The organism is Erythrobacter sp. (assembly GCF_024305245.1).
Taxonomy (GTDB): domain Bacteria; phylum Pseudomonadota; class Alphaproteobacteria; order Sphingomonadales; family Sphingomonadaceae; genus Erythrobacter.
On the sequence record NZ_JAMWYX010000008.1, the window covers coordinates 16,777 to 43,669 of the forward strand.

Annotated in this window: 27 protein-coding genes and 1 tRNA gene; 8 read left to right on the plus strand and 20 right to left on the minus strand. The window is 62.8% G+C overall.

Annotated elements, in window-relative coordinates; translation table 11 throughout:
- Positions 1–47 precede the first annotated feature (47 nt).
- Positions 48–1,337, plus strand: coding sequence for a DUF445 domain-containing protein (locus tag Q0L48_RS11605; RefSeq protein WP_296721163.1), 1,290 nt, complete (start codon positions 48–50; stop codon positions 1,335–1,337).
- Positions 1,338–1,364: 27 nt separating this feature from the next.
- Positions 1,365–1,820, plus strand: coding sequence for a hypothetical protein (locus Q0L48_RS11610; protein ID WP_296721165.1), 456 nt, complete (start codon positions 1,365–1,367; stop codon positions 1,818–1,820).
- 59 nt (positions 1,821–1,879) lie between these two features.
- Here the strand turns inward: Q0L48_RS11610 and Q0L48_RS11615 are convergent, their stop codons facing one another.
- The 4 genes from Q0L48_RS11615 to sucC all read right to left on the minus strand — a co-directional run bounded on the left by Q0L48_RS11615 (position 1,880) and on the right by sucC (position 5,900).
- Positions 1,880–2,758, minus strand: coding sequence for an energy transducer TonB (locus Q0L48_RS11615; protein WP_296721166.1), 879 nt, complete (start codon positions 2,756–2,758; stop codon positions 1,880–1,882).
- 73 nt (positions 2,759–2,831) lie between these two features.
- Positions 2,832–3,761 carry an electron transfer flavoprotein subunit alpha/FixB family protein gene (locus Q0L48_RS11620; protein ID WP_296721167.1) on the minus strand — a complete coding sequence of 310 codons (930 nt, stop codon included), beginning with the start codon at positions 3,759–3,761 and terminating at the stop codon, positions 2,832–2,834.
- A gap of 36 nt (positions 3,762–3,797) precedes the next feature.
- Positions 3,798–4,544, minus strand: a complete 747-nt coding sequence (locus Q0L48_RS11625) for an electron transfer flavoprotein subunit beta/FixA family protein (protein WP_296721169.1) — start codon at positions 4,542–4,544, stop codon at positions 3,798–3,800.
- 156 nt (positions 4,545–4,700) lie between these two features.
- Positions 4,701–5,900 carry an ADP-forming succinate--CoA ligase subunit beta gene (gene sucC / locus Q0L48_RS11630; protein ID WP_296721170.1) on the minus strand — a complete coding sequence of 400 codons (1,200 nt, stop codon included), beginning with the start codon at positions 5,898–5,900 and terminating at the stop codon, positions 4,701–4,703.
- Positions 5,901–6,012: 112 nt separating this feature from the next.
- Here sucC and Q0L48_RS11635 point away from each other — a divergent pair, with 112 nt between their 5' ends.
- Positions 6,013–6,789, plus strand: a complete 777-nt coding sequence (locus Q0L48_RS11635; RefSeq protein ID WP_296721172.1) for a 3'(2'),5'-bisphosphate nucleotidase CysQ — start codon at positions 6,013–6,015, stop codon at positions 6,787–6,789.
- 162 nt (positions 6,790–6,951) lie between these two features.
- Here the strand turns inward: Q0L48_RS11635 and Q0L48_RS11640 are convergent, their stop codons facing one another.
- Complete coding sequence (locus Q0L48_RS11640; RefSeq protein WP_296721174.1) at positions 6,952–7,647, minus strand: OmpA family protein; 696 nt, start codon at positions 7,645–7,647, stop codon at positions 6,952–6,954.
- Between the two features lie 181 nt (positions 7,648–7,828).
- On the opposite strand from Q0L48_RS11640, the gene Q0L48_RS11645 reads away from it, so the two are divergent.
- Positions 7,829–9,139 carry a hemolysin family protein gene (locus tag Q0L48_RS11645; protein ID WP_296721175.1) on the plus strand — a complete coding sequence of 437 codons (1,311 nt, stop codon included), beginning with the start codon at positions 7,829–7,831 and terminating at the stop codon, positions 9,137–9,139.
- Positions 9,140–9,336: 197 nt separating this feature from the next.
- Here Q0L48_RS11645 and Q0L48_RS11650 read toward each other — a convergent pair whose 3' ends face one another.
- From Q0L48_RS11650 to Q0L48_RS11690, 9 genes are read right to left on the minus strand one after another with little or no spacing between them, the layout of a single operon-like run.
- Positions 9,337–9,750 carry a DUF3035 domain-containing protein gene (locus Q0L48_RS11650; RefSeq protein ID WP_296721177.1) on the minus strand — a complete coding sequence of 138 codons (414 nt, stop codon included), beginning with the start codon at positions 9,748–9,750 and terminating at the stop codon, positions 9,337–9,339.
- On the minus strand, positions 9,743–10,279 hold the full coding sequence (gene lspA, locus Q0L48_RS11655; protein WP_296721179.1) for a signal peptidase II: 537 nt from the start codon (positions 10,277–10,279) through the stop codon (positions 9,743–9,745). Before lspA ends, Q0L48_RS11650 begins: the two co-directional genes overlap by 8 nt.
- Positions 10,276–13,221, minus strand: a complete 2,946-nt coding sequence (gene ileS, locus Q0L48_RS11660) for an isoleucine--tRNA ligase (RefSeq protein ID WP_296721182.1) — start codon at positions 13,219–13,221, stop codon at positions 10,276–10,278. Before ileS ends, lspA begins: the two co-directional genes overlap by 4 nt.
- The gene (locus Q0L48_RS11665) at positions 13,214–14,155 is read right to left on the minus strand and encodes a bifunctional riboflavin kinase/FAD synthetase (protein WP_296721184.1); all 942 of its coding nucleotides are present in this window, start codon (positions 14,153–14,155) and stop codon (positions 13,214–13,216) included. The genes ileS and Q0L48_RS11665 overlap by 8 nt, the downstream gene beginning before the upstream one ends.
- Positions 14,155–14,685 carry a dihydrofolate reductase gene (locus Q0L48_RS11670; RefSeq protein WP_296721186.1) on the minus strand — a complete coding sequence of 177 codons (531 nt, stop codon included), beginning with the start codon at positions 14,683–14,685 and terminating at the stop codon, positions 14,155–14,157. Before Q0L48_RS11670 ends, Q0L48_RS11665 begins: the two co-directional genes overlap by 1 nt.
- The gene (locus tag Q0L48_RS11675; protein WP_296721187.1) at positions 14,682–15,749 is read right to left on the minus strand and encodes a 5-(carboxyamino)imidazole ribonucleotide synthase; all 1,068 of its coding nucleotides are present in this window, start codon (positions 15,747–15,749) and stop codon (positions 14,682–14,684) included. Before Q0L48_RS11675 ends, Q0L48_RS11670 begins: the two co-directional genes overlap by 4 nt.
- The gene (gene purE / locus Q0L48_RS11680) at positions 15,749–16,240 is read right to left on the minus strand and encodes a 5-(carboxyamino)imidazole ribonucleotide mutase (protein WP_296721189.1); all 492 of its coding nucleotides are present in this window, start codon (positions 16,238–16,240) and stop codon (positions 15,749–15,751) included. Before purE ends, Q0L48_RS11675 begins: the two co-directional genes overlap by 1 nt.
- A complete protein-coding gene (gene gpmA / locus Q0L48_RS11685) occupies positions 16,240–16,926 on the minus strand; it encodes a 2,3-diphosphoglycerate-dependent phosphoglycerate mutase (RefSeq protein WP_296721191.1) in 687 nt (228 codons plus the stop codon). Before gpmA ends, purE begins: the two co-directional genes overlap by 1 nt.
- 34 nt (positions 16,927–16,960) lie before the next feature.
- The gene (locus Q0L48_RS11690) at positions 16,961–17,131 is read right to left on the minus strand and encodes a hypothetical protein (protein ID WP_296721193.1); all 171 of its coding nucleotides are present in this window, start codon (positions 17,129–17,131) and stop codon (positions 16,961–16,963) included.
- A gap of 122 nt (positions 17,132–17,253) precedes the next feature.
- On the opposite strand from Q0L48_RS11690, the gene Q0L48_RS11695 reads away from it, so the two are divergent.
- Positions 17,254–17,328, plus strand: a tRNA-Thr gene (locus Q0L48_RS11695).
- Positions 17,329–17,420: 92 nt separating this feature from the next.
- The gene (locus Q0L48_RS11700; RefSeq protein ID WP_296721195.1) at positions 17,421–18,935 is read left to right on the plus strand and encodes a tyrosine-type recombinase/integrase; all 1,515 of its coding nucleotides are present in this window, start codon (positions 17,421–17,423) and stop codon (positions 18,933–18,935) included.
- Between the two features lie 62 nt (positions 18,936–18,997).
- Here the strand turns inward: Q0L48_RS11700 and Q0L48_RS11705 are convergent, their stop codons facing one another.
- Positions 18,998–19,414 (minus strand): hypothetical protein, encoded by a 417-nt coding sequence (locus tag Q0L48_RS11705; RefSeq protein ID WP_296721197.1) that lies wholly within the window; start codon positions 19,412–19,414, stop codon positions 18,998–19,000.
- A 469-nt stretch (positions 19,415–19,883) separates the two neighbouring features.
- On the opposite strand from Q0L48_RS11705, the gene Q0L48_RS11710 reads away from it, so the two are divergent.
- Together Q0L48_RS11710 and Q0L48_RS11715 are read left to right on the plus strand one after the other, a co-directional pair.
- Entirely contained in the window at positions 19,884–22,487 is a 2,604-nt protein-coding gene (locus tag Q0L48_RS11710; RefSeq protein ID WP_296721199.1) for a PAS domain-containing protein, read from the plus strand.
- Positions 22,488–22,521: 34 nt separating this feature from the next.
- Complete coding sequence (locus Q0L48_RS11715; RefSeq protein WP_296721200.1) at positions 22,522–22,932, plus strand: response regulator; 411 nt, start codon at positions 22,522–22,524, stop codon at positions 22,930–22,932.
- A gap of 16 nt (positions 22,933–22,948) precedes the next feature.
- Here Q0L48_RS11715 and Q0L48_RS11720 read toward each other — a convergent pair whose 3' ends face one another.
- The 5 genes from Q0L48_RS11720 to Q0L48_RS11740 all read right to left on the minus strand — a co-directional run bounded on the left by Q0L48_RS11720 (position 22,949) and on the right by Q0L48_RS11740 (position 26,883).
- Positions 22,949–23,698 (minus strand): Crp/Fnr family transcriptional regulator, encoded by a 750-nt coding sequence (locus Q0L48_RS11720; RefSeq protein ID WP_296721204.1) that lies wholly within the window; start codon positions 23,696–23,698, stop codon positions 22,949–22,951.
- A gap of 726 nt (positions 23,699–24,424) precedes the next feature.
- Positions 24,425–24,796 (minus strand): response regulator, encoded by a 372-nt coding sequence (locus tag Q0L48_RS11725; RefSeq protein WP_296721206.1) that lies wholly within the window; start codon positions 24,794–24,796, stop codon positions 24,425–24,427.
- Positions 24,793–25,794, minus strand: coding sequence for an HWE histidine kinase domain-containing protein (locus Q0L48_RS11730; RefSeq protein WP_296721208.1), 1,002 nt, complete (start codon positions 25,792–25,794; stop codon positions 24,793–24,795). Before Q0L48_RS11730 ends, Q0L48_RS11725 begins: the two co-directional genes overlap by 4 nt.
- A 244-nt stretch (positions 25,795–26,038) precedes the next feature.
- Positions 26,039–26,533 (minus strand): recombinase family protein, encoded by a 495-nt coding sequence (locus Q0L48_RS11735; protein WP_296721414.1) that lies wholly within the window; start codon positions 26,531–26,533, stop codon positions 26,039–26,041.
- A complete protein-coding gene (locus tag Q0L48_RS11740; protein ID WP_296721209.1) occupies positions 26,434–26,883 on the minus strand; it encodes a helix-turn-helix domain-containing protein in 450 nt (149 codons plus the stop codon). Before Q0L48_RS11740 ends, Q0L48_RS11735 begins: the two co-directional genes overlap by 100 nt.
- Positions 26,884–26,893 lie beyond the last annotated feature (10 nt).

The window sequence follows — 26,893 nt, forward strand, 5'->3', positions numbered from 1 at the left end:
ACGACAAAAGGGTGACGCGGCTGGCCGTGTCGGGCTAGAACCGCTCGATGGCAATGCGTCCCGCAAGACCCCTGACCTTCGGCGGCGAGCCGCTGACCGTTGATCGTGCGCGGCGGATGCGCTGGACGGCGACCGGAATGCTTGCCGCGATGGCGGTGGTGTTCATCGTCACTCACGGCCTGGTCGCGGCGCATCCGGCCTGGGGATACATCAACGCCTTCGCCGAAGCCGCAATGGTCGGCGGGCTGGCCGACTGGTTCGCGGTGACCGCCTTGTTCCGCCACCCGCTCGGCCTGCCGATCCCGCACACGGCGATCATTCCCGAAAACAAGGATCGCATCGCCGACACCATGGCGGCCTTCCTGCGCGAAAACTTCCTAACCCCCGCCGTAGTCGCGCGGCGCATGGCGGGTATGAACATCGCCAAGGCGGCGGGCGAGTTTCTGGCCACCTCGCCGGAACGCGGCGCACCCGACGAACGATCACGCATTACTGCGGGCGCGGCCGAGCTGCTGGCCGAGGTGCTCGAATCGCTCGATCCCGACCGGCTCGGCAATCAGGTGCGCAGCGGGCTGGCGGGCCAGCTGTCCAAGCTCGACATCGCGCCGCTGGCGGGCCGGATGATCGAGACCACGATGGCGGACAAGCGCCACCAGCCGCTGATCGACGGGTTCGTGCGCTGGGCCGGGCTGACGATCGAGGACAACGAGGACACCCTGCGCGAGATCATCCATCAGCGCGTGGCAGGGGTGCTGCGCTGGGCCGGGATCGACAAGACGATCTCCTCCAGCGTGCTCGACGGGCTGTACAAGCTGCTGGCCGACGTGCTGGTCAACCCCGATCACCCGCTGCGCGGCAAGATCGAGGAAGGGCTGGCCAAGCTCGGGCAGGATTTGCAGCACGATCCCGACACCCGTGAAAAGGTGGAATCGATGAAGCGCGATCTGATTGCCAACCCCGCGGTCGCGGTGTGGTGGACCGGGGTGTGGGAACGCATCCGCCGCTCACTGATCGCCCGCGCGCGCGATCCTGAAAGCGGGATGGGCGAGGATATGCGCAACATGCTCGCCGAACTGGGCGGGGCGCTGCAAGCGGACGAACGCTTGCAGCACCAGATCAACCGCTTCGCCCGCCGCACCGCCGTCGGCGTGGCCACCCGCTACGGCGACCAGATCGTGCGGCTGGTGTCGGAAACGGTGAAGCGCTGGGATGCCGGGACGATCACCGACCGGGTCGAAGGCGCGGTCGGCCGCGACCTCCAGTTCATCCGCATCAACGGCACGCTGGTCGGCGGGCTGGTGGGGATGACGCTGCATTTTCTGACCGGGGTGCTGTGATCCGAACCGATGCCATAAGTGACCGGCATGGTCAGCAAGTCTGGTGACAGCGGCGCGCAAGGCTCCTGCCTTCGGCTTGCCTGGGGTCTTGGCCTTGCAGGCGTGGCGCTTCTGGGCTTCTCCGCCATCACGATTTACGACTTTGTCGATGCCGTTTCGGGCAGCGCCCCGATCATCATTTGGGACACCGGCGGCTGGATCGCCCTCCCGATAGCGCTCGCGCTGCTTGCGCTTGCACTGGGCCTGTATATCGGCCGCCATCATGGGCAGGACGTTGACGGGCCGCGCAGAGACTGGATCAAGCGCCTGCTGGTGCTGCCTGCCTGTCTGCTACCCTTCGTGATCGTGTTCCCGCTCGGCGCGTATTGGCTCGCCGGTTTGCACCTGCAGGCGCAGAGATACACGGCTTGTGGCGAAGGGTTCTGGATCGCGGCTGCCAGGATGCCCAACGCCGAAGCGGCTCGGGCTCCGTGCGACATATAAAGGCTGGCCTGAGGGCGATTCGGCGCAATGTTACACGATCACATTCCGCCCGGACCTGCTCACCGCCCGATCACGTAAGTGATTGTCGTTGCATAGAATGACCGCATCGGCTGGCCGGCTGCGTCCAACGCGGGTTCGAAGGTGGCATCTTCCATCACCTTGCAGGCGGGCGATTCGAGTTTCTCGGTCTCCGTCGCCTTGATGATGGCGCAATCTTCCACCCGTCCCTGCGGGTTGACGATCACCCGCAATCGCATGATGCCCTGTTCGCCGCGATTGAGCGCGCCGGTGGGGTAGGTCGCCTGAATCCGCCGCGCCATCACCGCCTCGTTCGTCCACTCGGGCGTTCGCGTTGCGGTGCGCTGCTGTTCGGGATCGAGGCCCCAGTCGGCAACGAGATTCAGTGTGCACTGGTTAAGCACGCCGAAGGCTTCGTCGAGCGGGCCGGTCAGCAACCGGATCTCGTCGCCCCGCTGCTTGAGCCCGACGAAGGCGACCTGACCGGCATATTCGGTATCGAGCAGCGTCAGACCTTCGGCCGGTGCATCATCACTGCCGCTCTCTTCCCCGCCCGACGCGAGGTTGATGGACGAGTGAATCACCCCGGGGCCATAGTCGGCGACGGTCCCGGTGAAGGGCTGGGTCCGCAGCGGCGCCTGACTTTCAAAAAACCGCAATTCGGTGCGCTGGCGGCTTCGGAAGCGTTTGTAGGATGGCCCGGCTACGGATAGGCCGACAGTGCCGCTCGGCCAGTATTGCTCAAAGAAGACGAGATGCCGGTTCTCTTCCTCGCCGAACACCCGTGCGAGACGACACTTGTTTTCGGCGAAGTCGACGTTCCACGGCGAGCTGGGCGCAATGTCGACCACATCGGCAGAAGCGGGAGCGGCGGCTAGCGCTACGGTCAGGGCGGCAAGGGCGGGAATGGTGCGACGCATAAGAAAAAACCTCCGACAGACGCGCAGCCTGCCGGAGGTTCGTTTCGAAATAAAGTCCCTTGCGATGAACCGCTTACAGCGCGTTCGTCAGCTCCGGTACCGCGGTGTAGAGATCGGCCACCAGACCGATATCCGCGACCTGGAAGATCGGGGCATCTTCGTCCTTGTTGATGGCGATGATGACCTTGGAATCCTTCATCCCGGCAAGGTGCTGGATCGCGCCCGAGATGCCGATGGCGAAGTACACTTCCGGCGCGACGATCTTGCCGGTCTGGCCGACCTGATAGTCGTTCGGCACATAGCCCGCATCGACCGCCGCACGGCTCGCGCCAATGGCGGCGCCGAGCTTGTCCGCCAGCGGGGTGATGATGCTTTCGAAGGTGTCGCTGTCCTTCAGCGCGCGGCCACCCGAAACGATGATCTTGGCACTGGTCAGCTCGGGACGCTCGCTCTTGGCGATTTCCGAGCTGACGAAGGTCGAGATACCGGCATCGCCTGCACCCGAAACATTCTCGATCTCGCCCGAACCGCCTTCGGTCGCGGCCTTTTCGAATGCGGTGCCGCGCACGGTGATGACCAGCTTGGCATCGGTCGATTCAACTGTGGCGATGGCATTGCCGGCGTAGATCGGACGGGTGAAGGTCTTGGGGCCTTCGACCGACAGGATTTCCGAAACCTGCATCACATCGAGATGCGCTGCAACGCGCGGGGCGACGTTCTTGCCCTGCGTGGTGGCGGCGGTTAGAAACGCGTCGTGGTGGCCCATCAGATCCGCCGCGAGCGGGGCGACGTTTTCGGCCAGCCCGTTGGCGTAGGCGGCGTCATCCGCGACGTGGACCTTGCCCACGCCTGCGATCTTCGCCGCCGCTTCGGCAACCGAACCACAATTATGTCCCGCGACCAGCAGGTGCACTTCGCCGAGCTTCCCGGCAGCGGTGACCACCGCGAGCGTCGCGTCATTCACCTTGGTGTTGTCATGTTCGACGAGAACCAGAGTCTTCATCTCGATGTGTTCCTTATCCTTGGGGCTGGCGCGGCTTCAAGCGATGCCGAGCGCCTTGACCTTTTCGACCAGCGCGGCGACGTCGGCGACCTTTTCGCCTGCCTGACGCACCGGCGGCTCGGCGACCTTGAGGGTCTTGAGGCGCGGGGCGATGTCGACGCCGTAATCGGCAGCGGTCTTGTTCGCGAGCGGCTTCTGCTTGGCCTTCATGATGTTCGGCAGCGAGGCGTAGCGCGGCTCGTTCAGACGCAGGTCGGTGGTGACGATGGCGGGCATCGTCAGCTTCACGGTCTGCAGACCGCCATCGACTTCGCGCTTTACGGTGACGCTGTCCCCATCGACTTCGACGGTGTTGGCGAAGGTGCCCTGCGGACGGCCCATCAGGGCTGCCAGCATCTGGCCGGTCTGGTTCGAATCGTCCGAAATCGACTGCTTGCCGAGGATGATCAGGCCAGGCTGTTCCTCATCGGCGATGGCCTTGAGGATTTTGGCGACCGCCAGCGGCTCGACCTCGTCTTCGCTCTCGACCAGAATCGCGCGGTCGGCACCCATGGCGAGCGCGGTGCGCAGCGTTTCCTGCGCCTTGGCCGGGCCGATGGAGACAGCGACGATCTCGGTTGCCGCGCCCTTTTCCTTCAGGCGGATGGCTTCTTCGACCGCGATCTCGTCGAACGGGTTCATGCTCATCTTGACGTTGGCGAGATCAACGCCGGTGCCATCGGCCTTGACCCGCGGCTTGACGTTGTAATCGATCACCCGCTTGACGGGGACGAGGATCTTCATGGGGCGTTCCTTCCTCTCAAAGAATCACTGGCATATTGGCGCTCCGCCTAGCTTGCGTTTACGTAAACGTCAAGTCAGGCGCCGCCATGTGGGACCGGACGAGGTTGATACGCGGCCAACCCCGTCCGGGATGTCTCAGGCGATTGAATCCGCGGCTCAGGCGGCCTTCTTCACCTCGGCAACGATCTTCTGCGCGGCATCGCCCAGATTGTCGGCGCTGACGATGGCGAGGCCCGAATTGTTCAGGATCGCCTTGCCTTCGGCCACATTGGTGCCTTCGAGGCGCACGACCAGCGGAACCTGAAGGTTCACGTCCTTGGCGGCCTGCACGATGCCGTTGGCGATCACGTCGCACTTCATGATCCCGCCGAAGATGTTGACGAGGATGCCTTCCACCGCCGGATCTTTCAGGATGATCTTGAACGCAGCCGTCACCTTTTCGGTGGTGGCGCCGCCGCCCACGTCGAGGAAGTTGGCCGGGAAGGCGCCGTTCAGCTTGATGATGTCCATCGTCGCCATGGCGAGGCCTGCGCCGTTGACCATGCAGCCGATGTTGCCGTCCAGCTTGATGTAGGCAAGGTCGTATTCGGATGCTTCGACTTCGGCCGGGTCTTCCTCGGTCACGTCGCGCAGCGCTTCGATCGCGGGGTGGCGGTAGAGCGCATTGCCGTCGAAGCTCATCTTGGCGTCGAGCACCAGCAGCTTGCCGTCTTCGCTTTCGACCAGCGGGTTGATTTCCAGCATCTCGCAATCGGTGGCGATGAAGGCGTCATACAGCTGCTTCGACAGCTTCTGCGCCTGCTTGTTGAGATCGCCCGTCAGCTTGAGCGCGAACGCCACCGCGCGGCCGTGGTGCGGCTGAAATCCCTGCGCGGGATCGACGCTGAAGGTGGTGATCAGTTCGGGCGTGTCATGCGCCACGGTTTCGATATCCATTCCGCCCTCGGTCGAAACGACGAAGGCGACGCGCCCGGTGGCGCGGTCGACTAGCAGCGACAGGTAGTATTCCTTGGCGATGTCCACCCCGTCGGTGACATACAGCCGGTTGACCTGCTTGCCCGCATCGCCGGTCTGGATGGTGACCAGCGTGTTGCCGAGCATTTCCTTGGCATGGGCTTCCACTTCCTCAAGGCTCTTGGCGAGGCGCACGCCGCCCTTGGCGTCCGGGCCAAGCTCCTTGAACTTGCCCTTGCCGCGGCCACCGGCGTGGATCTGCGCCTTCACCACATAAAGCGGGCCGGGCAGCTGCTTGGCGGCTTCGACCGCTTCGGCAACGCTCAATGCGGCATGGCCTGCGGGGACTGCGATCCCGTGTTCGGCGAGCAGTTCCTTGGCCTGATATTCGTGGACATTCATGGCGTATCGATCCCTTTTTGCAATTCCGGGGGAGAGGTTTGTTTACGGCGGGCCTAAGCACGGATCGACCCACTTGAAAAGTGCTGTGTGCAAGCGCAACAGCAGGCATCTGATGATTGACACGGATCGCCTTCAAGCAATCGTCCGCGAAGCGGGCAGGATCGCCCATTCGCGCTGGCCGGGGGCGGGCCATGCCCTGCACAGCTGGGACAAGACGCCCGGCAATCTGGTGAGCGAGGCCGACCTAGAAGTCGACCGGTTCCTGACGCGCGAACTGAAGCGGCTGCTGCCATCCGCGGCGTGGCTTTCCGAAGAGACCGCCGACGACAAGGCGCGCACCGCCAGCGGGCTGATCTGGCTGGTCGATCCGATCGACGGCACCCGCGATTTCGTGCGCGGTCGGCCCGGTTGGGCGGTGTCGGTCGCGCTGGTGAGCTCCGGCAAGCCGCTGGTCGGGATGCTCGCTGCCCCCGCGCGGGACGAGGAGTGGCTGGCGGTCGCGGGCAAGGGCGCGACGCTCAACGGCCTGCCGCTCAAGGCCAGCACGCGCACGCAGTTTTCCGGCGCGCGGGTGCCGGTGCATTCGCTGCCGATGGAGGATACCGATCTGGTCGCGGTGGAGCAGCCCAATTCGATTGCCTTGCGGATTGCGATGGTCGCCGACGACCGTGCCGATCTGGTGGCAACGCTGCGCTGGGGGTTCGAATGGGATATCGCTGCTGCGACGCTGATTGCGCGCGAAGCGGGGGCGCAGGTCAGCGATGCTTTCGGCCGGCCGCTCGCCTATAACAAGCACGATCCGCGCGATTTTGGAGTGCTGGTGTGCTCGCCCGCGATCCATGCCGCAGCGGTCGAGCGGCTGGCGGAGCGAGCAGCGGCGCTGCGGTGAGAGGCAAGCGTCCTCTCTACCTGAGCGGCGCAGAACCAAAACGGGCTGCCCGCAAGGGCAGCCCGCAAGGCCGAACGGCCTGAAATAGCGAAGCGATAGGCCGAAAAGACCTCGCCCGCCGCGACCGGAGGGAGCGGGGCCGCGGAGGCGGCCCCGCCCAGATCAATTCCCGCGTGCCGAGTTCACATCATCCTGACTGATCGGGATGATCTTGATCTCGACGCGGCGGTTCATCGGTTCGTTCACCCCGTCGGCGGTCTTCACGCGCAGATAGTCATATTGCTCGCCGTAACCCTGCGTGGCGATGCGTGAACGCGCCACTCCGCGCGCGGTGAGGTAATCGGCCACGGCCTGCGCGCGTTGTTCCGACAGGCGCTGATTGGTCGCATTCGCCCCGGTTGTATCGGTGAAGCCGTATACGTCGATAAGGCTGTTGGGGTAGTTGATCAGGCTTTCCGAAACGTTGTTTAGCGTTTCATAAAAGCCCGGATTGATCGAAGCCGATCCGGTGGCGAAGGTCACCCCGTCGGGCAGGCGGACGAGGATCGCGTCCTGATCGCCCACTTCCTCGACCTCGACGCCGCTACCGGCGGTTTGTTCGCGCAAGGTCTTGATCTGGTCGTCATATTGCTTGCCGAGCACGGCCCCCGCCGTTCCGCCGACGCCTGCGCCGATGATGCGTCCGGCATCGCCGCCGATCGCTCCGCCAAGGAGGTAGCCGAGCGTGCCGCCCAGACCGGTGCCGATCGCGGTGCGCGAAATCTTCTTCTCGCCCGTGTTGGGATCGGTCACGCAGGCAGTGGTGCCCATCAGCGCCAGCGCGGCGGTGCCCGAAAGCAGGATACGCGAAAAAGTCATGATAAAAACCTCCCTCAATTCAAGCGGCAAGAATGCCACGCCGCCGGAGAGCCGACAAGGAATTATGTCGCTCATCGGCCACGCCTTGGCGTGCCTGGCATTGCCCTCGCTTGAACAGCTTTGCCTATTCTCGCCGTACACACGGCTGGCACGGACCGGCTTTTGTGCTAGCGGGTAGGGTGTGACACCCTTTCCATGGACTGATCTTGCCATTATTTTCACGCTGGTCGTGATCAACGGCATATTCGCGATGTCCGAACTCGCGATCGTTTCGGCCAAGACCAGTTCGCTGGAGGCGCGGGCCGAGGCCGGGTCCGAAAGCGCGCGTATCGCCATCGGGCTGGCGGCGGATCCGGGCAAGTTCCTGTCGACCGTGCAGATCGGGATCACTCTGATCGGCATCATCGCCGGGGCCTATTCGGGCGCGAGCCTAGGCGGGCCGGTGGGCGAGCGGCTGGCGTGGATGGGCCTGCCCGCGCAATATGCCGACGAGACCGGATTTGCCGTGGTGATCGCTTTCACCACCTATCTCAGCCTGATCATCGGCGAGTTGGTGCCCAAGCAGATGGCCCTGCGCGCGGCGGTGCCGATCTCGCTGGCAATGGCCCGGCCGATGGCGTTCATCGCCCGCGCTGCCGCGCCGCTGGTATGGTTGCTGGACCGGAGTTCGGCGGGGGTGATGGCGCTGTTCGGCATCCGCGCCAAGGGCGAAGCCTCGGTCACGGCCGAGGAATTGCAGATGATCTTTGCCGAAGCGACCAGATCCGGCGTGATCGAGGCCGAGCAGCGCCAGATCCTGACCGGCGTGGTGCGATTGGCCGAGCGCCCGGTGCGCGAGATGATGACCCCGCGCACCGAAGTCGACTGGATCGAAGCCGACGCCGACGCCGAAGAAATCCGCCAGACGATCGAGGAAAGCCCGCATTCGCTGCTGCCGGTCGCCGAGGGGTCATCCGATGTCATCCTCGGCGTGGTCAAGGTGCGCGAAGTGCTGGCGGCGCTGGTGGCGGGCGATGCGGTGTCGATCCGCGCTATGATGCGCCGGGTCGAAGTGGTGCCGGATCAGCTCGATGCGATGGACGCATTGCGGGTGCTGCAATCCGCCGAAGTGGCGATGGCGCTGGTGCACGACGAATACGGGCATTTCGAAGGTATCGTGACCCCGGTCGATCTGCTGACCGCGATTGTCGGCACTTTTGCCAGCGATCAGGACGAAGGCGACCTGCCGCAGGTGGTGGAACGCGAGGACGGATCGCTGCTGGTGGCCGGATCGCTGTCTGCCGATGCGCTCGCAGACCGGCTCGGGCTCGATTACGGCGAAAACCGCGAATTCGGCACGGCGGCGGGCTATGTGCTGTCGGTGCTCAAGAAACTGCCTGCCGAGGGCGAGTATTTCACCGATCAGGGCTGGCGCTTCGAAGTCGTCGACATGGACGGCCGCCGGATCGACAAGCTGCTGGTGAGCCGGGAAGTGGACGACGGCGGAGAATAAGCCGTTTCCCGCATTGGAAGATTGCGGAAGCATCGGTCGCAGAGCGACCGCAAGGCCGGAGTCGAAGCCGAAGGCGCAGACGTGCAAAGCACACCTGCAGGGCCGCCGAGCTTATGCGAGGAAAACCGAAGCGAAGCTGAACGAGCGAAGCGAGGACAACCGGACGGACGTGCGCCGCCCGGCGCCTGAGGGTCAAATCAAGAAGGAATTACCGTCGTTGCCGACTGCCCGTCGCCTTCGGGGGCGGCGATGATGTCGCGGGTGGTGCGGCCCTTGGCGACCGTGTTGGTGCCGGTGTCACCCACTGTGCTGCGGATGCCCGGCGCGGCGCTGCCGGCCCGGTCAAGCACGCTGGCTTCGATCCGGCTGCGCGGAGCGGGGCCGCCGAACAATGCTTCCAGCGCCTGCTCGGACGCAGTCCCTTCGGTCGGGCGCGGCGCGCCGGGGGCGGGCGGCGTGAGCGTGAAATCGGGCGGCACAACCAGCGGTGCCTGTCGCTGCACAGCGAATTCATCGGGCCGTTCGCGGTTGAAAATACCGCCGCCGCCGCCACAGGCTGCCAGCATCGCCGAAGCGCCGGTCAGAAGGATCACGGTTGCAAATTTAGGCATCTGAAGTCTCTCCACGGGGCGTTTCCCCGGTTTGGGTGTCCTCCTTGTCGCGCACGAACAGGCTGCGGGCAAGGATAATGACGACGCCGATGGTGATCGCGGCATCGGCGATATTGAAGATCAGGAACGGGCGGAAAGTGCCGATATGGAAGTCGGCATAGTCGATCACATAGCCCAGATCATAACGATCGCGGATATTGCCGATGGCTCCGCCAAGGATCAGGGCCAGGCCAAAGATGTCGCCCATCCGCTTTTCGCGCATCATCCACACCAGCACGACGAGCGCAATCACCGCCGTCATCAGCACCAGCAACCAGCGCATTTCCATATTGGTCGCCTGCAGCATCCCCAGCGAAATGCCGCGATTTTCGGTATAGGTGAGGTCGAAGAACGGCAGCAGGTCGATATTGCCGACCTGCCGCAGCGCGAGCGGCCCCGTGACATACCATTTCACGACCTGATCGATGATCGCGATGAACGCCGCGATGGCGAGACCGATCAGCCGGTTGCGGGTGAGCAGGCCGGTCATGCTGTGGTATCCAGATGCGCGATCACATCGTCGCAGCGTCCGCACAGCGCAGCCTCTTCCGCCACATCGGGCAGCAGCCGCCAGCAGCGGCCGCATTTGTGGTGGGCTGTTTTGGTCACGATCACACTGTCGCCTTGCCCGCGGGTGACTGTCGCGGTGATGAACAATTCGGCGAGCTGCGCGTCGGAGACGCCTTCCGGCACGGCGGCGGTGGGCACCACCACTTCGGCTTCGAGGCTGGAGCGGATCGTCTTGTCGCGCCGCAGCGGCTCGATCGCTTCGTTGACGCGTTCGCGCAGGGCGCGCAGCTGCCCCCACTTCGCGGCATCGACGCCTACGCCGGGCACGCTCGGCCATTCGAGCAGGTGGACGCTACCGCGCTGACCGTCGTCGTCTTCCTCGCCATCTGCGGGATAGCGGGTCAGCCACACTTCTTCCGCCGTGAACACCAGCACCGGCGCGGCGTAGCGGATCAATGCGTGGAACAGCAGGTCAAGTACGGTGCGATAGGCATTGCGCGTGGTCGAATCCGGCCCGTCGCAATAGAGCGTATCCTTGCGGATATCGAAGTAGAACGCCGACAGGTCTTCGTTGCAGAAATCGACCAGCAGGCGGGTGTAGAGGTTGAAGTCGTAGTTTTCCGCCGCCGCTTTCAGTTTCGCGTCGAGTTCGCTCAGCAGCGCCAGCACGTAAACTTCGAGTTCTGGCAGCGCAGCCCCATCGCTCATATCGCCCACGAACCCGTCGAGCGCGCCGAGCAGGTAGCGGAAGGTGTTGCGCAGCTTGCGATACTGGTCGCCGACGCCTTTCAGGATTTCATCGCCGATGCGGTGATCCTCGGTGAAATCGACGCTCAGCGCCCACAGGCGTATGATGTCCGCGCCCGTCTGCTCCATCACTGTGACCGGGCTGACGGTGTTGCCGAGGCTCTTCGACATCTTCTTGCCCTTGGCATCCATCGTGAAGCCGTGGGTCAGCACCTGATCGTAAGGCGCGCGGCCCCGAGTGGCGCAGGATTGCAGCAGCGAGGACTGGAACCACCCGCGATGCTGGTCGGAGCCTTCGAGGTAGAGGTTGGCGGGCCATGTCAGATCGGGCCAGCGCCCGCTTTCGAGCACGAAGGCATGTGTGCAGCCGCTATCGAACCACACGTCGAGAATGTCAGTGACCATCTCGTAATCGTCGGGGTTGTGCGCGGTGCCGAGGTATTCCCCCTTGCGGGCCTCGTCCCAGGCATCGACGCCTTCATGCATCACTGCGGCGACGATGCGGGCGTTGACGTCCGAGTCTTGCAGATAGGAGCCATCGGGCCGCACGAACAGCGTGATCGGGACGCCCCATGCGCGCTGGCGGCTAAGCACCCAGTCGGGCCGCCCTTCGACCATCGCCCCGATACGGTTGCGGCCCTTTTCGGGGATGAATTCAACGCGGGCGATTTCCTCGACCGCACGTTCGCGCAGCGTGGGCGAGGCGCACAGGGTTTCTTCTGCCGGGTCGATTGCCCCGCCTTCGGATTCCCAGCGCTTGTCTGCGGCGCTCTTGGGCTCGATCCAGTCCATCGCGCGGTCCATCGGCACGAACCACTGCGGGGTGCAGCGGAAGATCACCTTGGCCTTGGAGCGCCATGAGTGCGGGTAGGAATGCGCGTAATCCGCGCTAGCCGCGAGCAGCGCGCCTGCTTCGCGCAGGTCCGAACAGATCGGGCCATCAGGCGCGTTGAACTTGGGGTTGATGACGCTCATGCGCCGCTCGTCGGACGCGCCCAACCATGGCCAGTCGTCGCGATAGCGCCCGTCGTCCATCACGGCGAAGACGGGGCCCAACCCGTTCGCCTTGCACAGGTCAAAATCGTCCTCGCCATGATCGGGCGCCATGTGAACGAGGCCGGTGCCGCTATCGGTGGTGACGAAGTCGCCGGGGAGCAGCGGGCGCGGGGTCGCGTAGAAGCCGCCGAGATGGTGCATCGGGTGGCGGGCAAGGGTGCCGGCGAGGTCGGCACCGAGGGTGACGCCATCTTCGCCGGTCACCAGAACGGTAGCACCATATGTTGCATCTAAGCGCTTGTTGAATGCGGTGACCAGATCGCGCGCGACGAGGAAGCGCTTTCCTTCAAGTTCCGGTGCGCCGCTAGCCGTAACGATTCCGTATCGAACCTCCGGCCCATAGGCCAAAGCCTGATTGACCGGGATCGTCCACGGGGTCGTCGTCCAGATCACCGCGTGGGCACCGACCAACTCGGGGATCGGCGATTCAACAATCTCGAACGCCACGTCGATCTGGGTCGAGGTGATGTCTTCGTATTCGACCTCGGCTTCAGCCAGCGCGGTCTTCTCGACCGGGGACCACATTACCGGCTTGGACCCGCGATACAGGTTTCCGGCCTCGGCAAATTTCAGCAGTTCGGCGACAATCGTGCCTTCGGCCTGCGGGTCCATGGTCAGGTAGGGATTGTCCCAATCACCCATGATTCCCAGCCGCTTGAGCTGTTCACGCTGCACGTCCACCCAGCTTTGCGCATAGGCGCGGCATTCGGCGCGGAATTCGGCTGCGGGGACTTCGTCCTTGTTCAGCTTCTTCTTGCGGTACTGCTCCTCGACCTTCCATTCGATCGGCAGGCCGTGGCAATCCCAGCCCGGCACGTAAGGCGCGTCGCGGCCCAGCAGGTTCTGCGTCCGGCACACCATGTCTTTCAGGATATGGTTGAGCGCATGGCCGATATGCATGTCGCCATTGGCGTAGGGCGGGCCATCGTGGAGGATGAACTTCTCGCGGCCCCGGCGCGCATCGCGCAGCGCGTTGTAGAGGCCAATCTGCTCCCAGCGCGCGGCAATGCCCGGCTCCTTCTGCGGAAGGCCGGCCTTCATCGGGAAATCGGTCTTCGGCAGGAAGACGGTGTCCCTGTAGTCGCGCCCCTTGGACGTGCTGGTGCTTTCGTCAGTCATCGGGAACGGCGCTTAGAAGCCGCCGCGCCTCGGCGCAATCCTTGTCCATTTGTTCGATCAGCGCGTCCAAGCTGTCGAACTTTGCTTCTCCGCGCAAGAAGTGGTGGAAGGCGACTTCGATCTCCTGCCCGTAGAGATCGCCGCTGAAGTCGAAGAAGTAGGGCTCCAGCAGCTCCTTGGGCGGTTCGAACTGCGGGCGGATGCCGATATTGGCCGCGCCGTGCAGCACTTCGCCGGTGGCCAGAATGCGGCCCGTCACGGCGTAGATGCCGTATTTGGGGCGCAGATAGCTGTCGATCGCGAGGTTTGCAGTGGGATAGCCGATGGTGCGCCCGCGCTTGTCGCCGTGTTCGACAATGCCGCGAATGGCGAAGGGCCGGGTGAGCAATTGCGCCGCGAGTTGCGGGTCGCCTTCACGCAGTGCCTCGCGAATGCGGCTGGAGGATACCACTGCGCCTGCGCCCGCGACCGGCTCGACCACCCGCGACTCGAGGCCGAGTTCGCCGCCGAGCGTGCGCAGCAGCTCGACATTGCCCTTCGCGCCCTTGCCGAAGGTGAAATCTCCGCCCGTCACCACGCCGTGCGCGCCGAAACGCTCGATCAGGATCCGCGCGATGAAATCCTCGGCACTCGTTCCGGCGAGTTCGGCGTCGAAGTGGAACACCAGCATCGCGGTCGCGCCCGCTTCCAGATACAGTTCCTGCCGTTGTTCGAGCGTGGTGAGCCGGAAGGGCGGCACGTCGGGCTTGAAAAAACGCACCGGATGCGGATCGAAGGTCGCGATGATCGAAGGCCGGCCTTCGGCGTGCGCCCAGCGGATCGCTTCGCCCGCCACCGCCTGATGGCCGCGGTGAAACCCGTCGAAATTGCCGAGTGCGATGACGGCACCCCGCAGCGCTTGCGGAATAGGTTCGCGGTGATCGAGCCAGCGCATCAGGCGACGCCCTCGCCAGCGTCTGCGACGCGGCGGTAAGTCACGAAAGAGAAAGCCGGCTTGTCGCCTTCCGCCGCATGATCCTCACGCGCCGCTTCCGCCCATTCGCGTCCCGGTTCGGACATGAAGATATCGCCTGGATAGTCGGCGTGGATCTGTGTCAGCTCGATCCGGTGCGCCAGCGGCATGAACACGTCGAAGATCGCCGCCCCGCCGACCACCGCGATTTCGCCTGTCTCGTTGTCCGCCCCGGCCAGCGCCAGCGCCGTATCGCGATCATGCGCCAGTTCCGCCCCTTCGTGATCCCAGCGCTCGCGCCGGGTCAGGACGATATGGCGGCGACCGGGCAGCAGGCCGGGCAGGCTTTCGAAGGTCTTGCGTCCCATCACCATCGGCTTGCCGATTGTCAGCGCCTTGAACCGCTTCAGGTCGGCGGGCAGGCGCCACGGCAGCTCGCCCCGATTGCCGATCGCGCCATTGGCGGCGCGGGCATAGATCAGAACGATTTCAGGCGCGGCAGGGGTGTTCACGGTAGCGCATGCCCCACGCGGGTGACATGGCCCATCTTGCGCCCGCTACGCGCCTCGCGCTTGCCATAAAGGTGCAGGTGCGGCTCGCCTTCCTCGGCGAGAATCGCGTGGGCAGACAAGGCATCCTCGCCGACGATATTGCGCATGTCGATGCTGGCAAAGCGGGTTGCGGTCGCCCCCAGCGGCAGACCGGCGATGGCGCGAATGTGGTTTTCGAACTGGCTGGTGGCCGCGCCTTCGATGGTCCAGTGGCCCGAATTGTGCACCCGCGGGGCCATTTCGTTGAACACCGGGCCTTGCGCGGTGGCGAAGAATTCCAGCGTCAGCACCCCGACATAGCCGAGCGCCTGCGCCGTCTTCGCGGCGAGTTCGCGCGCGGCGGGCACCTGCGCTTCGATCGCCGCGCCCGCTGGCAGCAGCGATTGGGCGAGCATCCCGCCCTCGTGATGGTTCGCGGTCGAATCCCAGAACCGCACCTCGCCCTCGCGGTTGCGCACGAGGATCACGGAGAACTCGGCTTCGAACGCGACCAGACCTTCGTAGATGCAAGCCTGTCCCGGAAAGCGCACGCCGCCAGCCTCATGGGCCGAGCCGATGCGCCACTGCCCCTTGCCGTCATAGCCTTCGCGCGCGGTCTTGAGGATGCCGGGGGTGCCGACCGCATTGATCGCGCGGGCGAAGTCCTCGTCGCTTTCGACCCGCGCATAAGGAGCCGAGGTGCCGCCCAGCTGCGCGATAAAGCCTTTCTCGTTCAGCCGATCCTGCGCCACTTCCAGCGCGCGCGGCGGGCAGGCAAGCAGGTAGTTGGGGATGGCGGCAACTGCGGCAAGCGGGACGTTCTCGAACTCCCAGGTGACCACATCGCATTTCGCGGCGAAGGCGGCGAGCGCGCTGCGGTCGCCCCAGCCATTTTCGAACATGTCGATGCAAGGCTCGGCTGCGACATTGTCGCCCGGCGGGGCATAGGCGATGCAGCGATAGCCCAGCTGCATGGCGGCCATGGCCATCATCCGGCCGAGCTGGCCGCCGCCCAGAATGCCGATGGTGGAGCCGGGGGGCAGCATCAGTCTTCCGGCGTTTCGGCCACGGCTGCGCTTTTGGCGGCGCGCCAATCCTGCAGGCGTTCGGACAGGTCCTTGTCCGACAGGGCGAGGATTGCGGCGGCCAGCAGCGCGGCGTTTTTGGCGCCCGCCTCGCCGATCGCGAGCGTGCCGACGGGGATACCTGCAGGCATCTGCACGATCGACAGCAGGCTATCCATGCCCGACAGCGCCCGTGATTGCACCGGCACGCCCAGCACCGGCAGATGGGTCATGCTGGCGATCATGCCGGGCAGATGCGCCGCGCCGCCCGCGCCTGCGATGATGACATCGAAACCTTCGCCCTCGGCCCCCTTGGCGAAGGCGGCCATGCGGTCGGGGGTGCGATGGGCGGAGACGATCCGCGCCTCATAGGGCACTTCGAGCTCGTCCAGCACCTCGGCGGCGCAGGTCATGGTCGGCCAGTCGGACTGGCTGCCCATCACGATCGCGACGCGTCCCCCCGTAATTTCCATCATGCGTCCTTCAGGTAATAGCGCGTCCCCGGCACCATCTTGTCGTCGAAGTCATAGATGATCGGCTGCCCGGTGGGAATCTCGAGGCCGGTGATGTCGTCGTCCGAAATGCCCGACAGGTGCTTGACCAGTGCGCGCAGGGAATTTCCGTGAGCCGAGATGATCACTGTCTCGCCGCTCGTCAGCACCGGCAGGATCGCGCTTTCCCAATAGGGCAGCACGCGCTCAATCGTCAGTTTGAGGCTTTCGGTGCGCGGAATGTCGATCCCGGCATAGCGCGGGTCGGATGCGAGATCGAACGGGCTTCCCGCTTCCATTTCGGGCGGCGGCACGTCGAAACTGCGGCGCCAGATGTGCACCTGCTCGTCGCCGTGCTTCTCGCGGGTTTCCTGCTTGTCGAGCCCGGTCAGCCCGCCATAGTGGCGCTCGTTCAGCCGCCAGTCCTTGATCTCGGGGATCCACAGCCGCCCGGCTTGTTCCAGCGCCAGATGCAGCGTCAGGATCGCGCGGGTCTGAAGCGAGGTGAAAGCGCGGGTCGGCAGCACGCCGCGATCTTTCAGCAGCACGCCTGCCGCCTTGGCTTCGGCCACGCCCTGATCTGTCAGATTGACATCCCACCAGCCGGTGAAGCGGTTTTCGAGGTTCCACTGGCTCTGGCCGTGGCGGACAAGGATGAGCTTGGGCATGATGGCTTTCGTCTCTTCGGTGGAGCGCGCGGGGTTAGCTATCGCGCGGCGGATTGGGAAGCGATTCTGTCGAGGAAGCGGTGGCCGAATCGTCCGGGTTACGCGTGATCGCCTTGCCTTGGGCCTTTCTGCGCCGCAGGTTCTCGCGCAGTTTGGCCGCCAGCCGTTCCTCACGGGAAAGTTTCTTGGGTGGGCCTTCATTCATGCGAAACCCCTTGGCGCTAGACGGCCAGCCCTTCAAGCCCGGCACTCACATTGCGGAGCGATAGCGCAACAAGAGCGTTGACATTGCCCGGCCGCGCGACAATAGCGCGCGCCCATACCGGCGCTGCTGTAGCTCAGTGGTAGAGCGCACCCTTGGTAAGGGTGAGGTCGGGAGTTCAATCCTCCCCAGCAGCACCATTCTTTCCGGTGCAAACTCAGCAAGTTGTCGGTTTTCCTAGGTCTTTTGGCCGCCTCAGGTACAAAGAGGTGGTACAAAGATGGGTATCGCAATGGTCGCATTGACCCACAACAAGTCAGGACTGTGGACAGCCCGCAAGGTGATCCCTGCGGACGTTCGTAGCGCGTACGGCAAGCGTGAGGAGAAGAAGACTTGGCCCGCTGCCCTCTCGCAGGGACAGGCAAAGGCTGAGTTCACGGCTTGGCTGACGGCAATCGAAGACCGCATTGCCATGCTGAGGGCAGTGGCAGACCAGACCCCCGTCACCCTTTCCCAGAAACAGACCCGCGCCCTTGCTGGCGAGTGGTACAAGGCCAAGAAGACGCAGCACGAGGACAATCCCGGTCGTGCAGTCGATTGGTGGTTCTCACGTGAGGAGCTGGAGCCTGATGACCCAGAGGAGCGGGAAGCAGGGCGCATTCGGCCAACGGGTTGGCTGATCGAAGAGCGGGGTGCCTTCTTGCATGGCAAGAGGCTGAGGCTCACGCTTTCCTCCAGCGATGCCCTGTTGCAGGAGATGGGCGACCTCTGGCTGTCCCTCTGCGATCTGATGGAGCGGCGGGCGCAGGGTGACTACGCACCAGACCCAGTGGCCGAAACCTTGCCAGCCCTTGAGGCAGCCCCAGCGAAAACCGCCGTTGCCGTTTCCATCACGCAGCTATTCGAAGGCTATGCCAGCACAGGGACAGCCAACCCGCACACGGTGGGCAAGTGGCGTAGGGCCGTTGCCAAGTTCGTGGCCCATGTCGGCCATGATGATGCCACCAAGGTCACCCGTGCGGATGCCTCGGGGTGGTTCACCGCGCTGGTCGCTGGGGGCCTATCGGTGAGGACGGTGGCCATGACCTACAGGGCTGCCCTCTCGCGGGTCTTCAAGGTGGCCTATGATCGGGGGCAGCTGTCCGACAACCCGTTTGCGCGGCAAGAAGTGATTGGCCCGAAGGCTACCCAGACCCAGCGCAAGGGCATCTCTGATGCTGAGGCAAAGACGATCCTAGCGGCGGCGCTCTTGGAGCAGCCGAAGGGCCTCAGCCCGACTCACGCGCTTGCGCGGCGCTGGGTGCCTTGGGTGTGTGCCTACACTGGGGCGCGGGTGAATGAGATCACCCAGCTGCGGGCTATGGATATCCGAGAGGAGGGCGGGGTCTGGGTCATTCACATCACCCCAGAGGCTGGGTCTGTGAAAACAGGGAAGGCCCGCAAGGTGCCCCTCCACTCCCACTTGATCGAACAGGGCTTCCACAAGCTGGGTAAGGCCGGCGATGCGACCCCGCTATTCTATGATCCCACGGGCATCCGGAAGGGGTCTGAGAGCCACCCGCTGCACAAGCAGATAGGCGGCAAGCTGGCCAAGTGGGTGCGTGAGTTGGGGGTGACTGAGGTGCAGTCGCCGAATCACGGGTGGCGTCATCGCTTCAAGACGCAGGGGCGTCAGGTCAAGATGGATGCCGCTGCGCTGGATGCCATTCAGGGTCACGCGCCGAAGACCCAAGGGGAAGCCTATGGGGAATGGGCAATGGAGACCCTCAGGGCTGAGGTGGAGAAGCTGGGGCGATATGTGCCATAAGCGCTCGGCGGCGGTAATGCGGACGTACCGCTATCGACCCCGAAGCCGTCGTCGAGCGGGTGCTATGTTGTGAGCAACGTGGCTTCGATTTGGTCACGGGCCGCGATATGAATTGATCGCTCATTGGCGATAATGCAAAAATGTCGCCATTCTTCTTCAGATGCCTCAAATGAGCTTTCGCAGTCGAGGTAGAATGAGTCGGACGCAAGCCAGCGTGACCCTTCAATCCTAAACAGATTAGCGGGCCTTGAAGCTGCTTCTTCAAAAGTGAGCAGAGGGTTCGGGTCGCCGTCCCAACAGGTTAGAAACGCTCGCACATCTTTGAACTCTAAGCGCAGCTCTCCTTCCTCGCACAGCAGAACAACCAGTAGCTTCTGATGCTCTGGGCTGTGAATCGCCAAGTCGGAGAACGATCGATGCTCGCCCCCAAGCGCCGAGTGGGGTGTCCATTCAACCAAATGCTGCTCTTGAGGGGCCATGGCAATGAATGATCATTCGCCAGCCGCTTAGTCAACTAGCCTCACGATGCCGCATCGGCAGAAATCCACCCAAAGCTGGTCGTTCCCCTTAGGATGGGGAGCATTTATATGCGGACTGGCAGCTTTGCCACATCTCCGTCCGAAAGCTGCCTGTCAGGTATCGACCCCATTATGGTCATTCAGTCACGCATTCGAAGGGCATGTGTGCAGACAAAGGCAGTCGAGCAGGGAGTAGCGATGCCGATGCGGGTCGGCCCGAATATTCTGGGGCAGTGGTGCCCCGTTAACTGTCCACGACATAAAGCGCAGACGTTGCAGCCTTTTTAGATCCTACAGTCGTTGACCATCGGCGCGCCGGTGTTATCGTCATGCCGGGTCGAAAGCTTACCTGCGCCAAGGCTGCGCGCGCCAGCGATCTAGAAAGCGAGTGAATGCCATCATGTCCCCTCCGGATGAGCGCTTCTGACCGGTGACAATTCGAGATCCCGCTCATTTTTCGCCCGACTTCAAGGCACTCTTCGATGCCTCGCCTTTGCCGCTGGTAGTGGTGAGGCCGCCCGACTGGACCATCATCGCTGTGAACGCTGCTCGCCTGCGCTTCACCCAGACCAAGCGCGAGGAGCAGATTGGCCGAAGGCTGCTCGACGTCTTCCCCGATGATCCAGACGATCCCGATGTCGACGGCGCGTCAAATCTTTCAGCTTCCCTTGAGCGAGTGGTCGCGACGCGGACAGCCGACACGATGCCGCTGCAGCGCTACGCGCTTAGAACGAACGATGGTCAGGTTACAGACAAGTGGTTGGCAATGGTAAACACGCCGGTCCTTGATCTGAACGGCAATGTCGAGTCGATCATCCATCAGGCAGAGGATGTTACCGAAGTTCATCGGTTGCGCAGCAGCGAGGCGCAGCGGGCAGCCGCACTCGATGTTGCCCGGCTCGGCACGTTCGAGTGGGAGCCTGCTTCGCAAAAGGTCCTCCTCGATGCGCGCTCGCGGGAGATTTTTGGTTTTGCAGTCAATGAGCCGATAACTGCCGAGCAGGTTTTCGGGCGCATTCATCCTGACGATCTGGAAGGAGTGCAAAGCGCTTCTTTCGCCGCTGCGTCGCAAGGCGAGCACCTGACAGCTGAATATCGCATTCTTCTGCCTGACGGCACCTGTCGAACGGTAATCAGTCAAGCCGGTGCGATATTGTCAGGTCAGCGCATGGTGGGCGTCTTCGGCGATGTCACCGAACGCAGTTATGGCGAACAGGCCTTACGCGAGAGCGAAGAACGGTTTCGCAACATGGCGGAGCATGCGCCGGTCGCCATCTGGGTGACTGATCCCGATGGTTACTGCACTTATCTCAACCGCGAATGGTTCGAGTTCACTGGTCAGACGCCTGAAGAGGCTGAGGGCTTCGGCTGGCTGAATGTCACTCACCCAGACGACAAGGCTGCGGCGGAACGCGCTTTTGTGGAAGCAAATGCCCAGCGTCGAGCCTTTCGTCTCGAATATCGGCTGCGTCGCCATGATGGAACCTATCGCTGGGCTATCGATGCTGCCTCCCCGCGGCTGAGCGCTTCAGGCGACTTTCTGGGCTACATCGGCTCGGTGATCGACATCCACAAGCGGCGGGAAGCCGAAGAACGGCTAGCGCTGAGAGAGGAGCAGCTTCGGCTTGCCCTCGAAGTGGCAGAGATTGGCGAGTGGGACGTCGATCATGCCACCGGAACCATGTTCTGGCCGGCGCGGGTGAAGGCGATGTTCGGTATTACGGCCGACGTTCCAGTCACTCTGGACGACTTCTTCGATGGGGTTCACCCTGAAGACAGGAGGAGAACTCGTGAGGCATATGATGCAGCGTCCGATCCCGACCGCCGCGCTCTTTACGATGTCGAATATCGCACGGTCGGCAGAGAGGACGGAAAGGTTCGCTGGGTGGCCGCCAAAGGCCGCGGGCTGTTCGATTCACAGGGACGGTGTTATCGCGTCATCGGCACGGCCATCGACGTGACCGAACGCAAAGCCGCTGAAGACCAGTTGCTTAGCGGCGCAAGGATGCTGCGAGTGGCCACCGAGATCGGCGGCGTCGGTCTTTGGGACTGGGATGTCCAGACTGACGAGATCATATGGTCTGATGCACATTTCGAGCTGCTGGGTTACGCGGTGAACGAAGTTACGGCGAACTACGCCGCTTTTCGGCAGCGAGTGCACGAAGGTGACGTAGAATCCGTCGAGGCAGCGCTGAAACATGCCCGCGAGACCGGTCAGGAATACGTCTACGATTTCCGCGTCGTTCATCCCGGTGGGGAGGTGCACTGGATCTCAGCTCGCGGGCAGTATCTGTATGACGCCGATGGCAAGCCGATCCGCATGCTGGGGGCGATGATCGATACGACCGAGCGGCGCAGACAGGAAGAGTGGCAGAAGCTGCTGGTGGAAGAACTCCAGCACCGCGTCCGCAACCTCATCAGCATGATCCGCGGGATGGCGCGGCAATCGGCTTCCACGCACCGCACGCTCGAAAGCTATGTCGATCACCTGATCGGACGGTTGCAGGCCATGGGGCGAACCCAGGCAATGCTGACGCGCTCACCTGGCGAGAAAGTCAATCTGTCCTCTATCCTGGAAGAGGAGTTACTGGCGTGTGCGGCGCGCGAAAAGGCTTACCGGATCGAGGGGCCTGTAGTGCATTTATCGCCGCAGGTGGCCGAGGTTCTCACTCTGGCGATCCACGAACTTGCCACCAACTCGGTCAAATACGGAGCCTTGGGTGACAAGGGATACGTCAAAATAAGCTGGACAATCATTGCGAAAGAATCAACAAATCACCTCGCGTTGCGCTGGCAGGAAACTGGAGTGAGTGCAGTGACCAAGCCGTCGCGCGTGGGATTTGGGCGGCAGCTAATCGAGCAGCGCATTCCATACGAATTGCAGGGAACCGGTTCGCTTACGATCCACGATACAGGTGTGCTGGCAGAAATGTCGTTTCCGCTGGTCGACGGGTCGAGTGTGCTGGAAACCGGCATCGAAGGAATAGAGAGGCAGCGAGGCAACCCGAGCTTGGGGGCGGCCGAAGAAGCCTGATGAGGCGAGCGTAGCTTTAGAAGGAACCTAAGAGATGGTTGCTAAACTTCTCAAAGGCTGTCGCATCCTCATCATCGAGGACGATTTCTATCAGGCGCAGGATACACGCGAGTCCTTGCAACAGGCCGGTGTCGAAATCGTCGCCTGCCGGGCCACTATTCCTGATCTCGACGAAATCCTGAAGCGCAGCAAAATAGATATCGCTCTTCTCGACATCAATCTGGGCGACACGCGGTCTTTCGATTTTGCCCGTTCGCTCGATGCCAAGGGTATTCCCTGCGTGTTCCTGACCGGATATGATGTCACAGTCGTCCCCGACGATCTGAACTATGCCAAGTTCATTTCCAAACCTGCTGAGGCATCGGCTGTGATCACCGCGCTGCACCAGGTTCACAGCGAAGCCCCCAAGGCCAGCGGTGGCGGAGGTCAACAGGTCAAGTCTTGACTGCTGCTGCGGATTTTCACCCCGCCGGACGGCCTGCTGGGTCCGACTTGTCGATCGTTGCCAGGTCGCCAAGGTAGGCACTCTGGAAGCCCGCCATGTGTCGCAGGCGGGCAAGGTCGAGGATCTCGAGGTGCCGGCCTTTCAGTGCGATCAATCCCTCCTGCCGCAATTGCTGTATTTTGCGGTTCACATGAACCGGAGCAAGTCCCAGCACATCGGCCAGTTCGTGTTGCTTGAGCGGAAATAGAAACTCTGCCCCCTGAACGAGACCCACTCTGGAAAGCCGGTAGTGGATCTCGCAAATGAAGTGAGCCATGCGCTCGAACGCATCTCTTCTTCCAACGTTCACCAGCCAGGAAATAGCCATTGCGTATTCGAGCGCTGCGTAGCTTCGCAGGGCGATCCCGCAAACCGGGTGGGACGCGACAAGTTCTTCGACCACCAGCGCGGGAAGCCATGCGACTTTGCAGGTGCTGAGCGCCACAATTTCCTCGTCGATTACCTGCCCGGGCATGCGGCCGAGATAAGCAAGATCACCCGGAACGAGCAGCCCGGTGATCTGCCGGCCGCCATCCAGAACGAACTGACATCTTGCCGCCCATCCGGAAATGATGACCGGAAATCCAGTAAGCTCGCTGTCGCCGCGGCATATCACCTGCCTGGCGGGGAAGCTCTTTGACTCGCTGAGAGCTTCGCTCAGCAGAACGGGTCCGGTATCGTCCGGTAAGCCAGGGCTACGCAGTCGAGAGATGAAATGGCTTTTCATGAGGCGCGTCACACGAATACACCAAAGGGAGCGCCTGCCAAGGTAAGGCAGCACTGATGGCGCCGCTGTTTGGCTAGATGGCGACCATATGCTGTATGCGTCTGCTTTGGCCTCAACCAACCGTTGAACTTTTCACCCATGTGTGGCCGAACCCCATTCTATTGGCCGATCCCGAGGACGGCCATCGGGCGATGGCCGACAGCCGCATCAGGCTCCGTTCAGCCTTATGTAACACGGGATAGGGCGACTCGGGTTGTGGAAGGTTAACTGAAGCTGTCCCCGACCCGGGACACCCCGATTAGACGACTAGGCCGTCAGCCTATTCATGCCCCCCCGGTATTATCGGCTGACGGCCAACTTTTCTGCGATAAACTCTTGCTTGGCATTAGTGCCAGGACGCGCCGCTACAATTTCCCTTTTTTGCGATCCGCTGCCACCCCACGCTATGAACCCAGCCGATGTCCCGCCCGCGGAGGGTTCCGCCCGCATTTCAAGCAGCGCAAGTTGCCGGCCACCGCGTCCAACCTGTAGCTGATTTGCCTCGCTTAGCAGGCCCGAATGATCTTGTGCGGATCGGCGCGTCTCCGAGACTAGGCAGGCAGTTGTCACGTTACATTTGCCTAGACCGGAAATTCTCCTTCCGACCTCTTAGCTGCCACCTCCGTTGCCAAACCTGCGAAGCAAAAGGGCAGCCCGCTTGGCGAATAGGGACGTGGAGCGGATGTGCTACTCCCACGACGCTTTCAAAACCTCATCCAAGGCGGCCATGAGGCGTCGCTCAGTCGTGGGCTTGCCGGCGTTCGGCACGCCGATCAGAATGTCACCGCGCTCAGGCCGGTCGTAGGCACTTGCCAGCGCGAATGGCACCCGGGCTGTCCGCAGCTCCTGAGCGAGCCGGGTAACCAATTCACCCGCCAGATTGACATCGAGAAGCGCAGCCGTTGGGGGTTCTCGTTCGAGCAGTTCGAGCGCTTGGGAAACGCGAGCCGCAGGTCCAACCACCCGCCATCCATTCGCTTCAAGCATCGCCTTCAGCTCCATCGCGAGCATGAATTCATCCTCGACGACGAGGATGGTCGGGAGCGCTGCCTCTCTCAACTTATGTCTTCTGCCTTCCCTAATGGAATGACGAATTCCGCGCGCAAACCATCCGGCGTGTAGTCCTGTTCCATTCGACCTTGCAGATTATAGGTTATCGAGGAGTGAATAAGTTCGGCCCCATATCCGGGCTCGATCGGGAGGGTAACGGAAGGCCCGCCACTTTCCTGCCATTGGAGCCGAAGCACATTTCCCCCTTCGGTTCGCCAGCTCACGCGGAGTTCCCCGTCAGGAACGGATAGCGCACCATATTTCACAGCATTGGTGGTCAACTCGTGCAGAACCAGGCTTAGCGACATCACCTCGCTCGGGCTGAGTTCGACAGGTTCTCCCGGCTCGATAGTAATGCTGTTCGACTGGGTATCGAAAGCGGCGAAGGTGCGATCGAGCAGTTCTGCCAACCCCGCTTCTTTGTGCTCCGAGAATGCCACTTCTTCAGCTTCGATAAGGGCCGACAGGCGGCCTAGAAACACATCCCTGTATTCCTCAGCCGAGCGGCCGGTCGTGGTGGTCTGCCGGGCGATCGCCCGGGTAAGTCCCAGCAGGTTCTTCATCCGGTGGCGCAGTTCGCCAAAGAGCAGATCCTTGGCGAGTTCGCGACGCTGGCGGTCGGTGGCATCGACGATGGTAAGCAGCATCGTCAACGCCATGCCATCGGGGTGATACAGCGTTCGGGCGGTCAGCAGCATTGTCCGGCGGCCAAGAGTGGGGAAAGTGTGCTCAACCTCGTAATTGATAATCGCGGTCGCCTTGGGGATCACCTCCCCAAGCAGGTTGCGCAGCGCGGGAATGTCCCATTGCCCGTTCCCGAGCGAGTAGAGTCGCTCGCCGATCGTTTCGTCGCGTTCGACCTTGAACGTCTCGAAGAAAGCCCGGTTGGCATTCTGGACGCAAAGATTACTGTCCAGCACCACCAGAGGATCGCAGATGGTATCGACAATGCCTTGTGCCTGAACATGGCCGGTTCTCAAAAGCCGATAAAGATCTTCCATGTTCATGATCAAGTCCCCGCCTTTTCTTGGCTATCAGTGCTTGGCTGTGCCCCCGTGCCAGAGTCAAGGATACCCGCAACAGACCCTCGAGTGGAACCACCTATGGCAATTTTCCACCCACAACTCGACATTGGGTCGTCAGCAGCTTTCTCCTGAAAGCGGACATCCGATGGTCTCGGCGATACCGGATTGAAAAAATCAGACCGCCACGCGCCAAGCATCGCAGGTGTATTATGCGAGCAATACACCTTCACCCATCCTTGAGCGCCTCGTAAACGCTGCTCCGTGCGATCCCCAGCTGCTTGGCGATGGTGCTAGCGCCGATGCCCTGACCCCTCATCTCCCGCACCTTGTCGACAGGGACACTGGGCTTGCGGCCTTTGTAGACCCCGTTGGCCTTCGCCTTGGCGATGCCCTCCAGCTGGCGCTCACGGCGGATAGCAGTTTCGAACTCAGCGAAGACCCCCAGCATCTGCAGGAAGGCGCGGCCCGCTGGGGTCGACGTATCGATAGGCTGCTCGGTAGCCTTGAGGTATGCTCCCTTCGCCCGCAGCTGGGCGACAATGCTCTCCAGATCGATCAGGGAGCGCGCTAGACGGTCGATACGGGTGACCAGCAGCGTGTCGCCTTCCCGCAGGAAGTCCATCACTGTGGCAAGCTCCGTGCGCCCGCTGGTGGTGGTGCCGCTTTTGCGCTCGCTGCGGATGATGGTGGCACCGGCGGCCTTGAGGGCTTCCTCTTGGATGCTGCAGTCTTGGTCTTCGGTGCTGACGCGGGCAGCGCCTTCAGGTTGCCCGTGGCGGCATTCGTGGCGACATAATCGACCATGCCCAGCGCGGGCGCTTTCGGCTCCCGGCATTTGAAGCAATACATCTGCCCCGGCTGGCATGGGCGCTTTGCGGCCTTGCGCTGTCTGCCCCACCATGCCTGAAAGTCGCTGCCAAGGATCAGGACGGGGCGCGTGCCATCGACCACGGGCAAGCCGCCTTTGATCCAATGACGCACGGTGTTCTTGTGCACGTCCAGCCGCTCCGCCAGCTCGTGAGCCGTGTAGGACCGGTGCAGCTTGGCGGAGCGCGGATTGATCCGGCGCATCGCTTTGCCC